Consider the following 15,403-nt stretch of genomic DNA (forward strand, 5'->3'; position numbering starts at 1 on the left):
CTACTGCTGCCGGCCTGGGCGGCGGGGTTGCGCAGGGCTTCGATCAGGGCCGGTTTATGGCTGCGCAACAAGGCGATCAGTGCCTGGTCGGCCAATACCTGGTCATCGGCCACTACCGATAATTGATCGCCGCGCAAGGACAGGGTTACGCCACGTTGTTTGAGCAGGGCCAGCAATTGTTCCGTGGTCACAGGAGCAGTTCCTTCAAAGGGGTGGTGGCCATGGCCAGACCGGCGAGGGTCGGGGTGGTGAAGAGTTGGCTGATGTCGACCCGCAGGTTGTGCTGTCGCATGCGCTCCACCAGAGTCATGGCGATCAGCGAATGGCCGCCCAGGGCGAAGAAGTTGTCGTGCCGGCTGACCCGTTCGACATTCAGCAACTCGCACCAGAGCGCCGCCAGGGTGATCTCCAGTTCGCCTTGCGGGGCTTCGTAGAGGGTCTGCACGTAAGCCTGGGCGTCGGGTTCCGGCAGGGCGTTGCGGTCGAGCTTGCCGTTGGCGGTCAGCGGCAGGCTGTCCAGGCGCACGTACAGGCCGGGCAGCATGTAGTCGGGCAGGCGTTCGGCCAGGGCGGCCCGGGCCTGGCTCGGCGTCGGTGGCGCCGTGCCCTGCAGGTAGGCGACCAGCCGCGTCACGCCGTGGCGGTCGTTGCGCCCCACCACCACGGCTTGCTGCACACCGGGCAAGGCCAGCAACTGGCTTTCGATTTCACCCAGCTCGATGCGGTGGCCGTGGATCTTGACCTGGAAATCCGTGCGCCCCAGGTAGCTGAGGCTGCCATCCTCTTCCCAGCGCCCGAGGTCGCCGGTGCGGTAGAGCCGCCCACCGGCCTGGGCAGTGAACGGATCGCTGAGGAATCGTTCGTCGGTCAGGGCCGCGCGCTGCCAATAACCACGGGCGACCCCATGGCCACCGATGTGTATTTCCCCGGCCACTCCCACCGGCACGCGCCGGCCATGTCGATCGAGGACATGCACCTGGGTGTTGGGCAGCGGTTGGCCGAGGCTCGGCGTCGAATGGCTGTCGAGCCAGGCACTGGTGGTGTCGACGGTGCACTCGGTGGGGCCATAGACGTTGAGCACCCGAACCTCGGCTTCAGCGGCCAGTTGCGTCCAGAGTTCGCTGGGCACCGCCTCGCCGCCGAGCAGGATGCGCCGTGGCAACGGTTGTCGTGTCTGCGCCGCCTGCCGATGCTTGAGCAAGACCTGCAACTGGGTCGGGGTGCAATCGAACAGCGTGACCTGGCGGCTGTGCAGGTAGTCCAGCAGGGCGCTGGCATCCAGGCGCACCCGTTTGGGAATCAGCACCAGGCAGTGGCCGCTGAGCCATTGGCAAAGCTGTTGCACCGAGGCATCGAAGGCGACCGAGGCATTGAGCGAGCAACGGGTGCCCGGCGGCAGGTCGTCCAGGCGTTGACGCAGCCCGGCCCAGAGGTTGAGCACCGAGTGGTGCTCGACCATCACACCCTTGGGCTGTCCGGTGGAGCCAGAGGTGTAGATCAGGTAGGCCAGGTCCGTGGGCTGCTGGCCCAGGGCGATAGCGTCCGGGTCGTCCGCGCTGGCCTGGGTCCAGGCCAGGGATTCGGGCGCGTCAAGGCTGAGCAGTGGTCCACCCGTAAAGGTCGGTAAACGAGGACGCACCCGTTCCTGGGTGAGCAGGGCCGCCGGTGCGCTGTCGTTGAGCATGTAGGCCAGCCGGGGCGCCGGGTAGTCAGGATCCAGCGGCACATAGGCGCAACCGGCTTTCCACACCGCCAGCAGGGCAATCGCCAACTGCACCTCGCGCTCCAGGCACACGGCGACGAGCTGGCCGCTCTGCACACCCAGGTTGCGTAAGTGATGAGCCAACCGGTTGGCCTGTTCGTTGAGCTGGCGGAAGCTCAATGCCTGGTGTTCGTCGATGACGGCCAAGGCATCGGGGGTGCGCGCAGCCTGTTCGGCGAAGCGCTGCTGCAAGGTCGCGCCGGACGACGGCAGGGCCACTGGCCGGTTGAAGCGATCCAGCCGCGCTTTTTCGTCGTCGGGCAGCACGCGCAACTGCTGGACGGGGGTGTCGTCGGCCTGTTCCAGTGCCTCGACAAGGGCGTCCAGGGTTTGCAGCATGAACCCGACCAGGCGCGCGGGCGCGTACGCCGGGTGGGTCTGGGCGGTCAGTTGAAAGCCTTCGCCCAGGTCGTCCACCGCGAGGTTGAAGGGATAGTGAGTGCGTTCTTCGCTGTGCAACAGGCTCATGCCCGGCATGGCCTGGCGGACGTTCGCCTGGTCGGCATGGCTGTAGCGGTAGTTGAACATCGCACTGAACAGCGCGGTGCCGGCGGGTACCGCGCTGCAGCGCTGGGCCAGTGCGAGTGGGGTCTGCTCGTGGCTGAGCAACCCGTTCAAGGCCTGCTGCACGCCTTCGAGCACGATGCCCACATCGCCATCCAGGCGCACCCGCAAAGGCAGGGTGTTGATGAACAGTCCCAGGGCCCGGTCGGCATGGGCTCCGGCTTGCAGGCGGCCGAACAGCACGGTGCCGAACACCACGTCATCGCGCCCGCTCAGACGGCTCAACACCAGCGCCCAGGCCAGGTGGCAGACGCTGGCGGCACTCACGCCATGGGCACTGGCTTGCTGACGCAGGCGGCGCGCCAGCCCAGGCTCCATCGGCTGTTGGTGTTCCAGGGCGCGCCAGCGGGGATCGGCCTGCACATCGATGGCGAGCGGCAGGGTGGGTTCGTCCAGGTCGCCCAACTGCTCGCTGAAGAACGCCTGTGCCGCACTGACAACCTGCGGTCGACGCGCATGGGCCACCAGCCCGCGAGCGCTGACGGGGCGCGACAGCTGCGCCTGCCGGCCGCCTTCGATCAGTGCGATTTCCTCGATCATCAGTTCCAGGGAAGTGTGATCGACCACCACATGGTGATGCACAAGCAACAGCAGCCAGCGGTCGTGGACGGCGTCGAACGCTACCCGTGCTTCGATCAATGGCGCCTGGCGCAGGTCGAGGCGGTAATGGCGAGGGTCGGCACTGGCGTGCAGTTGCGCGGCGACGTCGCCCTCGAATGCCAGGCGCACTGGCTTGAAGGCCACCTGGCGCAGCACCACTTGCAGCGGCTCCTGCAAATCCTCCCAGAGCACCAGGGTGCGCAAGGCATCATGCCGGGCGATGACCTGTTCCAGCGCAGCGCAGAAACGTTGCAGGCACGCTTCGTCGGTGAACGCCAGCAGGCTGCGCAACAGGTAGTTGTCCCCGGCACTCTGGGCCCGATGGTGGTAAAGCATGCCTTCCTGCAGAGGGCCCAGCGGATAGATATCCTGGATGTTGCCGGCACCGCCGGGAACCTGTGCCGCGATCCTGTCGATCTGCGCCTGGGCCAGTTCGACGAGGTCGAGCATCGGCGGGGTGATCCGCGAGCAGGGGGTAGGGATGCAACTGACGCTTTCCACGGACGCGGCCTCGGTACCCAGGGTGTCCAGGCGTTGCGCCAGGGCCGCGAGGGTCGATCGCTCGAAGACACTGCGGATATCCAGGTTCCAGCCGTTGCGGCGCAGTTGTTCGAGCAGTTGCACGGCCAGCAGGGAGTGTCCGCCCAGGCTGAAAAAATCATCCTCGCGACCGATGTCCGGCTGGCCGAGCACCTGGGCCCAGATCGCCGCAAGCCGACGTTCGGTGTCGCTGCGCGGAGGGGACTTGTCCCGGTCGGCGGGCAGCGTCACGGGCAGGGGCAGTGCCTGCCGGTCGAGCTTGCCGTTGGGCGTCAGGGGCAACTGGGGTAGCGCGATGCAGGCGCTGGGCAACATGTAGTCCGGCAAGCGGTTTTCCAGGTAGGCCCGCACCTGCGCCAGGTCCGGGACCGGCGCGGCGGGATCCTGGGCGACCAGGTAGGCCACCAGCCGCGGATCCCCGCCAGGCCCGGGTTGGGCCAGGACCACCGCTTCGCGCAGGCCCGGCATGCCCAGCAGTTGCGCTTCGATCTCTCCCAGTTCGATGCGAAAGCCCCGCACCTTGACCTGGAAGTCGTTGCGGCCCAGGTACTCCAGGTGTCCGTCGGCACGCCAGCGGCCCAGATCGCCGGTGCGGTACATGCGCGCTTCGGGATCGCTGACGAAAGGGTCCGGCAAGAACCGCTCGGCGGTGAGTTCGGCCCGGTTCAGGTAGCCACGGGCCACGCCGGCCCCGCCGATATGGATTTCCCCGGCCACACCCAGAGGCACTGGTTGGCGATGCCGATCGAGCAGGTAGATGCGCGTGTTGTCCAGGGGTTGACCGATACCGGGCAGGAACCCCTGTTCACGGCTCATCGACAGCCAGGTGGAGTAGGTGGTGGTTTCCGTCGGGCCATAGAGATTGCAGACCCGGTCCGTGGCGCCCTGGGCAAACAGTTGCTCCACCAGCCGTGCCTTGAGGGGCTCGCCGGCCAGGTTGACGACTCGGGTGGTCGGCGCGATGGCGCCGATCCTCACCAGTTCCTCCACGGCCGAGGGCACGCTGTTGATCAGCGATACCGTACGGGGGCGCTCCACCAGGGCCAAGGCATTGTCCACCAGATGCAAGGTGGCGCCGGCGGCCAGGGGCACGAAGCACTCGAACACCGCCAGGTCGAAATTGATCGAGGTGGCGAACAGGCTGTGGTGCAACTCATCGACGTCGAAACTGCGCAGGGCCCAGTGCAGCAGGTTGCAGGCGTTGCGGTGCTCAATCATCACGCCCTTGGGCATACCGGTGGAGCCTGACGTATAGATCACATAGGCCAGGTGCGCGGCGTTCAGGTCCGCGGCATCGGGATTGTCGATGGGCTGGGCGTCCAGCCGGGCCTGTAGCTGCGGCGTGTCCAGGTCCCATCGCTCGATTGCGGTGTTAGCCGGTAGGCGCGTGCGCAATGCGTCACTGCTGAGCACCAGGCGCGGGGCGCTGTCTTCCAGCATGTGCCGCAGGCGTGCCGGCGGATAGGTCGGGTCCAGGGGGACGTAGGCAGCGCCGGCCTTCAGGGTGGCCAGTAACGCCACCAGCATGTGCGGACCACGCTCCAGGCAGATCGCCACCCGGTCGTCGGGTCGCAACCCGGTCGCCAGCAGGGCGTGGGCCAACCGGTTGGCCTGGCGATTGAGCTGGCCATAGGTGAGCGTGGTCGTGCCGGCTGACGCGGTTTCGATATGGGCGGCCACGGCATCGGGCCACAAGGCGGCCTGGCGCTCGAACGGCTGGTGCAGCAGGGTGTCGCGCGGATGTGCGTGTCGAGTCTGGTTGAACCCTTCCAGCAACTGTTGCCGTTGCGCCACGGGCAGGCTGTCCAGGGTGCAGGCACCGGTGGTCGGCGCTGTCTCCAGGGTCTGCGCCACCACGTGAAGGGCCTGGACCATATGGGCCAGGACGGTTTCGGCGCAGACCGAGCGATGGATCTGTGCGCTCAGGGCAAATTCATCACCCAGGTCGTCCACCGACAGGCAGAACGGGTAGTTGCTGCGCTCCTCGCTGCCCATCACCTGGATGCCGGGCAGGTCGAATTCCGGGCGCGTCGAGCGTTGGCCCTGACTGTGACGAAAGTTCAGCAGTGCCGAGAACAGCGGCGCATGGGCGGGCAAGGCACTGCAGCGTTGGGCCAGGGCCAGGGGCGCATGTTCATGGGCCAGTAGTTCCACCAGCCGCCCATGGACTTGGCGCAATGCCGTCTGCAATGGTAGGTCGAGGTCGATACGCAGCGGCAAGGTGTTGATGAACATGCCCAAGGCGCGGCCGACGTGCTGTTCGGCGTTGAAGCGTCCGAACAGCACCGTGCCGAACACGACGTCGTCGCGGCCGCTGGTCTTGCCCACCAGCATTGCCCAGGCCAGGTGGAACAGGCTGGCGACGCCCACTGCCTGGGTCTTGGCCAGATGCCGCAGGCGCACGGATAATGCCGGATCGAGCTGGCACTGGGCCTCGCGATTGTCGCGTCCCGAACCCTGGATATCGTTCAGCCCATAGGGCAGGGTCGGCTCGTCGAGATCACCGAGCAAGCGTTGGAAATAGGCCTCTGCATCCGCCTGGCGTCGGGGCTGGCGCGCCTGGGCCACGAATTGGCGAAACGCGATGGCGGGGGGCAGCGGATGCCGGGGATCGAGCATCAGCGCCCGGACTTCGGCGAACAGCAGGCCCAGGGTGGCGTGGTCGATGGACAGGTGATGGTGAACCAGTTGCAGGTGCCAGCGCTGGTCGGCGGCGTCGAAGCGTACGAAGGCTTGCGCCAGGGGTGCACGGCGAATGTCCAGGTGCTCCTCAGCAAAGGCTTGGCCCTCGTCGAGCAGGACCACGGGCAAGCGGGCGACGCGCCAGACCACTTGCACCGGTATATCCAGGCCTTCCCAGAGCACGGCGCTGCGCAACACGTCATGACGAGCGATGACTTGGTCGAAGGCGTCGATGAACCGCTGCAGGCGTGCCTGGCTGTCGAAGGCCAGGGTCGCGCGCAGCAGGTAGGCATCGTCCCTGGGCTGCAACAGGTGGTGGAACAGCAGGCCTTCCTGCAGCGGTGCCAGGGGATAGATGTCTTGCACGTTGGCCAGACCGCCTTCCACCGTGGTGACGATGTGGTCGATCTGCGCCTGGGGCAGGTCGAGTGAGAGCGTCGCCGCAGGTTCCGGGTCCTGGACTGAGTGTTCCAGCGTCGCCGCCAGGTTGAGAAGGTTGGTCGCGTTGAACAGGGTCCCGACGTCGAGGCTCCAGCCTTCGGCGCGCAGTTGCTCCACCATCTGAACGGCCAGCAGGGAGTGACCGCCCAGGGCAAAGAAATTGTCCTGGCGACCGACACGCGGTACGCCCAGGATCTGGGCCCAGAGTTCGGCCAGGCGGGTTTCCACCGGTCCCTGCGGCGCGTCGTAGCGGTGCAGGGCGAAGTGAGCTTCTCCCGGCTCGGGCAAGGTGCGGCGGTCCAGCTTGCCGTTGGCGGTGAGGCTGAAGGCGTCCATCTGGACGAACGCGGCGGGCAGCATGTAGTCCGGGAGCACCGCGGCCAACCGGGCGCGCAGTTCGCTGGGGTCCTGGGCGCTGGTGGCGGTGAAGTAGGCCAGCAGGCGTTGCTGGGCGTCGGCCAGCACCACCGCTTCGGTCACGGGTGGCAAGGCCTTGAGCTGCGCCTCGATCTCCCCCAGCTCGATCCGGAAACCGCGGATCTTGACCTGGAAGTCGTTGCGCCCCAGGAACAGCAACACGCCGTCGGCGCGCCAGCGCGCCAGGTCGCCGGTGCGGTACAACCGCGCCCCCGGCGTCGGGTCGAAGGGATGGGGCACGAAGCGCTGTTCGCTCAACTGCGGCTGGTTCAGGTAACCCAGGGCCAGGCCATCGCCGCCGATGTACAGCTCGCCGGCGACGCCGATGGGCACGGGGCGACGTTGGTCGTCGAGCACGTAGACCTGGGTATTGCCGATCGGCTTGCCGATGGGAATGTCACCGGCCAGGGCGTCTTCCAGGGTGATGCGATGGGTGGTGGCGAAGGTGGTGCTTTCGGTGGGACCGTAGCCGTTGAGCAGATGCTGGGGCGGCGAGTGGCGCAACACCTGGGCGATGCGCCGGGGATCAAGCACATCGCCGCCCACCATCAGGTAGCGCAGGGCCGCGAAGGCCGGGGCCAGAGGTTCGGCGAACTGATGGAACAGCCCGGCGGTGAGCCAGAGGACGCTGACTTCATGGCGCAGCAGATGTTCATTGAACCGGGCCGCATCCAGCAGGGTGTCGCGGGGACAGACCACCAGGCAGCCGCCGTTGAGCAATGCGCCCCAGATTTCCAGGGTGCTGGCGTCGAAGGCCGGGTTGGCGGCCAGGGCGATGCGATCCTGGGCGTTGAAATCGGCGAAACCGTTGTTGCGCACCAGGCGGGTGATGGCGCGGTGGGGCACCTGCACCCCCTTGGGCACGCCGGTCGAGCCGGAGGTGTACATGACGTAGGCCACATCGTTCGCACCGCTTGCCTGCGGTGGAACAGGGGGGGCTTCGCTGGGCAGTTCGTCGAGGTCGAGGGTCAGGACGCCTGCCACCGACAATGCGGGCCCGTGTTCGCACAGCAGCCAGGCGCTGCCGCTGTCGGCCAGTACCCTTGCCAGATGCGCGGCGGGAGCGTCGCGATCCACCGGCACATAGGCCGCGCCGCGTTTCAGGATCGCCAGTATCGACACGATCAGCCCCGCGCCTCGGCCCAGGTATAACGCGACCTTGTCACCGGCCTTGACTCCCTGTGCCGTCAGGTGTCCGGCCAGCCACTCGGCGCGCTGGTCGAGCTGGCGATAGCTCAGCGACTGCCTGTCGTCCTGCAGCGCCGTGGCTTGGGGACGAAGTCGGACCTGCGCCTCGAAGAGCGCGCACAGCGACGTTTCGGCGGGATATTCCCGGGCGGTGGCGTTGAAGTCTTGGATGACCCGGTGCTGCTCGGTTGCATCGAGCAAGGTGTAGTCCATCAGCGCCTGGCTCGGGTCGGCGAGCACCTGTTCGGTGAGGTGTTCGAGGCGCTTCAGGTGCGCGCTCATCTGCTCGGTGCTGAAGAGGCGCGGGTCGTAGTTGAATTCCAGGAACGGTTCGGTCTGCACTTCGTAGTCGCGCAGGTAGATCGCCAGCGGGTAGCGTTCGTAGCCGTTGTGCCAGGTGCGCAACGTGCAGCGCGCTCGGCCCAGGTTCACATCGCCGGGGTACTGTTCCACCGAAAGCATCAACTCGAACAACTGGCCGGGATGGCCGGCGCGTGCCCGCAGCTCACGGTGCAGGTCCTGCAATGGATAGCGCTGATGCCGATAGCTGCGCCGAGTCTGATGGGCGACTCGCTGCACCGCCTCGGCGAAGCTGGCTTGTCCGTCGACCCGGACCGCCAGTGGCAGCACCGAAGAAAACATCCCCACGGTCCGTTTCTGCAGGGCATCGCCGCGGTTGTGCACCGGCAAGCCGATCACCAGCTGTTCACGGCCATCGGTCATGCGGCTGAAATAGCCGGCCAGTAACGCGCTCAAGCAGTGGCTGAGGGTCGCCCCCTGGGTCTTTGCCCACTGGCTCAAGAGCTCCAGGCGGCTCGCCCCCAGGGTCCAGACCGCCTGGGCGCTGGGCACCGGAGCGGTAAGGTTGGGTTGCGCCTGGCCCTGGGTGGCCGGCGACACCGGGGATTGGAACAACGGCGCCGGCAGCGTCGAAAACTGCTCCAGCCAATAATCGCGGGCCTTGGCGTAGCGGGCCGACCCCAAGTACGCCCGATCCTTTGCCACGAAAGCCTGGTAACCCTGCGCCAGTTCCGGGTCGATCACTGGCTGCTCACCGCGCAGCATCTGGTTGTACGTCGCGCTGACGGCCTGGCCGATCAGCCCCACGGACGTGCCATCGCAAATCAGGTGGTGATAACGGGTGTTCCACAGCGCCTGGGTATCGGAGAGCTGGAACCATTCCATGCTCCACAGCGGACGGCCATAAAGTGCGAACGGAGTGCGGTTCAGTTGCGTGAGGGTAGCCAGTGCCTGGGCGGGCGCATCGGGCGCAGCGCGCAAATCATGGAAGGTGAACGGCGACTCCAGCGCGGCGACGACCTGTTGTTGGGCCTGTCCTTCGCTTTCGCTGAAGATCAGTCGCAACGCATCGTACTGGGTGATGACCCACTTGAGCGCGGCCGCGAAGATCGCCGGGTCCACGGCGCCGTCGATCTGCACCGTGACGCCGATGTTGTAGGAGGGTGTATCGGGCGAGAGCAATTGGTCGAACCAGACGGATTGTTGCGTGGAGCTCAACGAAAAGCATCGCGGTTCGATCATGACACGTCCATATGTGCTGGCGCCGACCTGGCGGCGACCCCAAGGGGTGGGATCGGCACGCCCGGACGGGCATATCCTGTTTAGACACGGGCGACGGGATCGGCAAAGCCTGGCTCGGGGCCTGATTCAGGGTTTATCGAGGGGCCAAACGTTTGCCAGCGACCACGGAAAACTCCCTGCGGCGCTTGCCAGATCCGTCCAAGCGGATAAACATAGCAGTGGTTTGGCAAATGGAAAGTTTTTTTTATTTTGTTTCTGACGAAACGATTATTCGTCCTGGAGGTGCGGGTGGACTTGGTTCATCGCGGCATCGGCAGCGAAGAAGCCGTCACAAGCCAGCAGGCATTCGCGAGGGTGACCGAATGCAGCAGAAGGCCAGATCGGTCGCGACTCCATCGACATCGGCATGTTGTGTCGGTCGCTACAGCCGCGCTTTGCCAAGCCAGGCCACGGAGGCGCTGGCCATGGATTCAAAGGCCCGGCGCCTTGTTTTCAACCAGGCAGTTCCCACCGTCCACCACCAGCAGTTCCCCGGTGATATAGCTGGCTTCGGGAGAGGCGAGAAATGCGACGGCGGCCGCCACTTCTTCCGGGCGGCCGGCACGTCCGAGCGGGGTATGGCGGGCGGCGTGCACTTCCTCAGGCAAGCTTGAACCGGTGGCGATCCAGCCCGGCGCGACCGAGTTCACCGTGATGCCGTAGGAGGCGACTTCCAGTGCCAGGCTCATGTTCATGCCGACCATCCCGGCTTTCGCGGCGCTGTAGGCTGCGCCGCTGGGGTAGCTGGCACGGGTGCCGGTGGTGGAGCTGATCTGGACGATGCGGCCATAACGGCGCGCCTGCATGCCTGGCAGTACGCCGCGGGTGAGCAGGAACGCGCTGGTCAGGTTGCGCGCGATCGAGCCGTTCCAGGTCTCCAGGCTCATGCCGGCCACTTCGGTGGCCGCTTCGGGCGCGCCCTGGACAGCCATGCCGGCGTTGTTCACCAGGATATCGATGCGACCCCATAGCGACTCGGCCCAGGCCGTGAACGGTCGGACCTGGGCTTCGTCGGTCAGGTCTGCGGCGCGCCCTTCGACGTCGAAACCTTCGGCACGCAGTTCGGCGACGCGCTCGTCGATGCGGGCGCTGCTGGCGGTGATCACCAGCCTGGCCCCGGCGGCCCCCAGGCGCCGGGCGATGGCGATCCCGATGCCTTGCCCGCTGCCGGCGCCGCTGATCAACGCCACCTGTCCTTTCCAATCCGTCATCATCGTCTTACTCCGCAAGGGTAGTGATTATGGTTGGCTCATTATTTTTATCTGGCATCATGCCCGCACGTACACGCCGGGCAGAGCCACATGAATCGTCGCAAAAAGATCAAGCAGCTACTTCAGGCCAATGCCAAGAAGGCCAGCGCCAAGCTGGCGCCGCGCAACAAGCCCAAGTACATCAGTAAAGCCGACCGATTGAAACTGGCGGCCGAAGCCGACCAGGCATCGAGCGACGCCACTGAAAGCTGACCCAGGGCCGTCCCTGTCCTGATCCATCCTGCCTCGTTCGGGCCACCTTCGATCGCCGCTTCGCCGGGCGTCGCGTCATGCCACGCCGTTGCCTTGCAAGGCATAGACTGGGTATCCCTGCGGTGAATCAGGGCCGCGGGTAGCCGGGCTGGCGTCCGGTTTGCCGGGTGATTGCGTGCCGGACGAACGGCGACACGTGCCCGCGCGTTTTATCCATCCGACCACCGCAAACAGTCTTCAGGTTTCTTGCGCCCGTGTCGACGGTGGCCTTCTTGCAGGAGGGTACGTAATGGACGAGGCAAAACTGAACGAGTTCATGGGTAAGCTGGTGTCCGATATGGGCGCCTCGGCCATGCTCGCCAACGTGATACTGGGGGACGAACTCGGGCTGTACAAGGCAATGGCCGATAGCCGACCGGTGACCTGCGAGGCGCTTGCCTCCAGGACCGGCTGCAACCCACGGTTGATCCGGGAATGGCTCAGCGCCCACGTGGCGTCCGGGTACATGGAACATCACGAAGGGCAGTTCGTGTTGCCCGAAGAGCAGGCCCTGGCGCTGGCCATCGAGGATTCGCCGGTGTATGTGGCGGGCGGGGTCATGGTGGTCGCTTCCATGTTCCACGACAAGGACAAACTGGTGGCCGCCATGCGCGGTGATGGCGGGCTCGCCTGGGGCGATCACCATCCCTGCATGTTCAGCGGTACCGAGCGCTTTTTCCGACCGGGGTACAAGACGTATCTGGTGTCGCAATGGTTGCCGGCATTGGAAGGTGTGGTGGAAAAACTCACCGCCGGCGCGCGTGTCGCCGATATCGGCTGTGGCCACGGCGCCTCCACCATTGTTATGGCACAGGCCTTCGCGGCGTCCCGCTTCATGGGGTTCGACTATCACGCCCCCTCCATCGCCACTGCGACACAGCGCGCCAGGGAGGCCGGCGTCGAGGACCGCGTCAGTTTCGCCCAAAGCACTGCCAAGGACTATCCCGGGGAGGCTTACGACCTGATCTGCTATTTCGATTGCCTGCATGACATGGGCGACCCGGTCGGCGCGGCGCAACATGCCTATCGGTCGCTGAAGGATGACGGTACGGTCCTGCTGGTCGAACCGTTTGCCAACGACACGCTGGACGAGAACATCACCCCTGTCGGACGGCTGTTCTACGCCGCTTCCACCTTTATCTGCACACCCAACTCACTCTCCCAGGAAGTGGGCCTGGGCCTGGGCGCCCAGGCCGGGGAGACCCGGTTGCGGGAGATATTCGAGGCGGCCGGCTTCAGACAACTGCGCCGCGCGGCCCAGACGCCTTTCAACCTGATCCTCGAGGCTCGCAAGTAACCGATGGTGGGTACGCCGTGTGCGCAAGGAATCCGTGCACGGCTCAATCCGCTGGCGATGCAACGCCGGCGGCGTAAAGATTGAACAGCCCTCGACAGCCCATGGTCTACGTCTTGAAGCGTGGCGCAGCGCAAACCCACCGCCCGCCGCGAAGCGCTGCGCGAAGGCGGCCCGAAGGGCGGCAGGGAACCAAGGCCAACGGTCAAGGATGTGAACGATGATGATTGCCTGCCTGGGATGGGGTTCGTTGATCTGGAAACCTGAATCCTTGCCATTGGCCAGCGAGTGGTTCCTGGACGGCCCGCTGTTGCCGATAGAGTTTTCACGGGTCGGTGACGGCGGTGAACTCGCCACGGCGATCTGCCCGGACGCGCCGCCCGTCAAGGTTCTGTGGTCGGTGTTGGCCGTCGAATCGCTGGAGCAGGCCTGTGAAGCGCTGCGCCAACGCGAACAGATTCCGGCGGATCGACAAGGCGGTATCGGCCTGTTCAAGGCCGGCCGTTCGCCGGTGGGCACGATGGCGCGATGGGCTGCGCAGCGTCAGCTCGATGCGGTGGTCTGGACGGCGCTTGAGCCCAGGTTCGAGGACAACGAGGGCCGGGTACCTTCCCTGGACGATGTGCTGGCTTATCTGTCTGGCCTGACGGGGGAAACGCTGGCCCATGCCCGGGACTACATCAGGCAGGTTCCCCGACAGATCGATACACCCTATCGGCGGGAAATTGCCAGCAGGCTGGGGTGCAAGTGACGTATGTCCGAAAGGGGAAGGTGCGACGCAAGCGGTGGGATTGGTTTCGCTAGGTGACAGTTTTCTATACAGAAACTATTATTTGTACAGGTTTTGGCGTTACGTATGGGACTGCTGGCATGACTCCTCAAGAAAAGCTTCTTTTATGGCATTCGAACTGGGCTCTTTCCAAACAGACCGTTAAATGCAAGGGCTGCGGTGCAGAGCAACCGGAGCAGGACAAGGACAGGGACTTCGTTCACCACCCGCAATGCACGGCGATGCGCCCGGGCATGAGCCCGTGGAGTGCCCTGGATGACATCCGGATGTCATTCGAAAACTAGGCTCTGTCTGAAAGCCAGGTCGGGCATTCAACGCTCCGGCTCCACCCTTTTTATCCAAGCCCGATGGGAAACGGCCCGGCGTCGGATGACGTCGGGCCGTTTGGGTCATGCGACCGGGATGGGGTTCTCCACCATCGACAGGTTGAACTGCTCGATCAGGGCGTATTCGTCCGGCCCGGGGTTCGAGCGCAGTGCCGCGATGCGGTCGACGATGATTTCATGGCGGGAGCCTTCGAGCTTGTCCATGGTTTCGGCGATGAACTCGTCGAGAGGCATGGCGCGTTCGTCGCCACTGCGGTGAATCAGGTCGGTATCGACCCAGGGCGGCGAGATCTCCAGCACCTTCACCGAGGTTTCGCGCAGCATGAAGCGCTGCGACAGAGTGTAGGAGTGGATGGCGGCCTTGGTGGCCGAATACAGCGCCGTGACGGCCAGCGGAATGAAGGCGAGCACCGAGCTGTTGTTGATGATGTACGCCTCGGGCTGTGTCTTGAGATGTTCGACGAACGCCGCACTGACCCGAACAGGTCCGAGCAGGTTGGTATCGATCAACTGCACCGCCGCGGCGTCGTCGTGTTCACCCGATCCTGCGTTGTCGAACGGCATGATCCCGGCGTTGTTGATGACCACGTTGAGGGCTGGATAACGGGCGATCACCTGCTCGGCGACGGCCTTGATCTGGGCCGGGTTGCCAATATCGAGCTCGACGCTGTCCATGCCGGGGTTGGCTTGGGTGATCTCATCCAGCAGGGCTTTACGCCGGCCAGCGATAATCACCTGGTTGCCACGTTGGTGGAAGGCTTCGGCCAGGGCTCGACCGATGCCGGAGGTGCCGCCGGTGATGAATACGGTGTTCTGGGTCAGCTTCATGGGACATTCTCCTGGATGAATTCGGTGATCAATGGGCGGCTTTGTAACGGGGCGCCGGGACGTTGCTCGACAGCTGGGTCGAGAGGTGCTGGCGCGCCGCTTCGTAGGCCTGCCAGGCTTCAAGGGCGTGCAGCGAAGGGATGGAAATCAGCTCACCTCGATCGAAATCCAACAGTGCCGAGTCGACCAGGGCGCTGGCGGACATCACGATGCCCGGGTCCAGGTTTTCCACGGGCAGCCCGCCAATGGCCCAGAAGTCGGTGGCCGTGGCGCCTGGCAGGACGGCCTGGATGCGCACGCCTTTGTCGGCCAGTTCACGGTGCAGCGATTGGCTCAGTGCCGTGACGAAGGCTTTGCTGCCGCCATAGACGCCGTTGAGGATTTCCGGAGCGACGCTGACGATGGAGGAAATGTTGATGATTGCGCCTGTGCCCCTGGCGACGAAGCCGGGCGCGGCGGCATACGTCAGCCGGGTCGGGGCGGTGACGTTCAGTTCGATCATCCGCGTCATCTGTTCCACGTCGCTGTCGAGCAAGGCGGTGTGGGTGCCGATCCCGGCGTTGTTGACCAACAGGGTGATGCTGGCGTCTTCCCTGAGCTTGGCTTCGACCCTGGCCAGGGAAGTGCGCTCGTTGAGGTCTGCGTCGAGCACCTCGACAATGCGCCCGGTCTCATCGGCGATGCGCCTGGCCAGTGCGTTGAGGCGGTCGCGGTTGCGTGCCACCAGGATCAGGTTGTAGCCACGGCGGGCGAGGCGGTCGGCATAGACGGCACCGATGCCGGATGAGGCGCCGGTGATCAAGGCAGTACCCGGATGTGCGTGAGTCATTTTCATTCTCCAGAGCGGTGGGTTGCGTTGGAGAAATAGTGCGGGGATTTGACGATGTC

7 protein-coding genes are annotated in these 15,403 nt (G+C 65.2%); 3 read left to right on the forward strand and 4 right to left on the reverse strand.

The window, feature by feature from the left end; all coding sequences use genetic code 11:
* Positions 1–187: 187 nt before the first annotated feature.
* Positions 188–9,736, reverse strand: coding sequence for a non-ribosomal peptide synthetase (locus AC1M7R_RS24490; protein WP_490610004.1), 9,549 nt, complete (start codon positions 9,734–9,736; stop codon positions 188–190).
* 470 nt (positions 9,737–10,206) lie between these two features.
* Positions 10,207–10,989 (reverse strand): SDR family NAD(P)-dependent oxidoreductase, encoded by a 783-nt coding sequence (locus AC1M7R_RS24495; protein ID WP_072391682.1) that lies wholly within the window; start codon positions 10,987–10,989, stop codon positions 10,207–10,209.
* Between the two features lie 87 nt (positions 10,990–11,076).
* On the opposite strand from AC1M7R_RS24495, the gene AC1M7R_RS24500 reads away from it, so the two are divergent.
* The 3 genes from AC1M7R_RS24500 (at position 11,077) to AC1M7R_RS24510 (ending at position 13,322) form a co-directional block, all read left to right on the forward strand.
* A complete protein-coding gene (locus AC1M7R_RS24500; protein ID WP_072391685.1) occupies positions 11,077–11,238 on the forward strand; it encodes a DUF2986 domain-containing protein in 162 nt (53 codons plus the stop codon).
* 289 nt (positions 11,239–11,527) lie between these two features.
* Positions 11,528–12,574 (forward strand): class I SAM-dependent methyltransferase, encoded by a 1,047-nt coding sequence (locus AC1M7R_RS24505; RefSeq protein ID WP_072391688.1) that lies wholly within the window; start codon positions 11,528–11,530, stop codon positions 12,572–12,574.
* Positions 12,575–12,791: 217 nt separating this feature from the next.
* Positions 12,792–13,322 (forward strand): hypothetical protein, encoded by a 531-nt coding sequence (locus AC1M7R_RS24510; RefSeq protein WP_072391691.1) that lies wholly within the window; start codon positions 12,792–12,794, stop codon positions 13,320–13,322.
* A gap of 428 nt (positions 13,323–13,750) precedes the next feature.
* On the opposite strand, the gene AC1M7R_RS24515 is transcribed toward AC1M7R_RS24510, so the two are convergent.
* Positions 13,751–14,515 (reverse strand): SDR family oxidoreductase, encoded by a 765-nt coding sequence (locus AC1M7R_RS24515; protein WP_072458884.1) that lies wholly within the window; start codon positions 14,513–14,515, stop codon positions 13,751–13,753.
* 28 nt (positions 14,516–14,543) lie between these two features.
* On the reverse strand, positions 14,544–15,344 hold the full coding sequence (locus AC1M7R_RS24520; protein ID WP_092180928.1) for an SDR family NAD(P)-dependent oxidoreductase: 801 nt from the start codon (positions 15,342–15,344) through the stop codon (positions 14,544–14,546).
* Positions 15,345–15,403 lie beyond the last annotated feature (59 nt).

This window comes from Pseudomonas sp. MS01C9 (genome assembly GCF_058202755.1).

Coding starts and splice junctions, on each gene's coding strand:
- AC1M7R_RS24495 (WP_072391682.1), bottom strand. CDS start 10,989: ATGATGACGGATTGGAAAGGACAGGTGGCGTTGATCAGCGGCGCCGGC.
- AC1M7R_RS24510 (WP_072391691.1), top strand. CDS start 12,792: ATGATGATTGCCTGCCTGGGATGGGGTTCGTTGATCTGGAAACCTGAA.
- AC1M7R_RS24505 (WP_072391688.1), top strand. CDS start 11,528: ATGGACGAGGCAAAACTGAACGAGTTCATGGGTAAGCTGGTGTCCGAT.
- AC1M7R_RS24500 (WP_072391685.1), top strand. CDS start 11,077: ATGAATCGTCGCAAAAAGATCAAGCAGCTACTTCAGGCCAATGCCAAG.
- AC1M7R_RS24515 (WP_072458884.1), bottom strand. CDS start 14,515: ATGAAGCTGACCCAGAACACCGTATTCATCACCGGCGGCACCTCCGGC.
- AC1M7R_RS24490 (WP_490610004.1), bottom strand. CDS start 9,736: ATGATCGAACCGCGATGCTTTTCGTTGAGCTCCACGCAACAATCCGTC.
- AC1M7R_RS24520 (WP_092180928.1), bottom strand. CDS start 15,344: ATGACTCACGCACATCCGGGTACTGCCTTGATCACCGGCGCCTCATCC.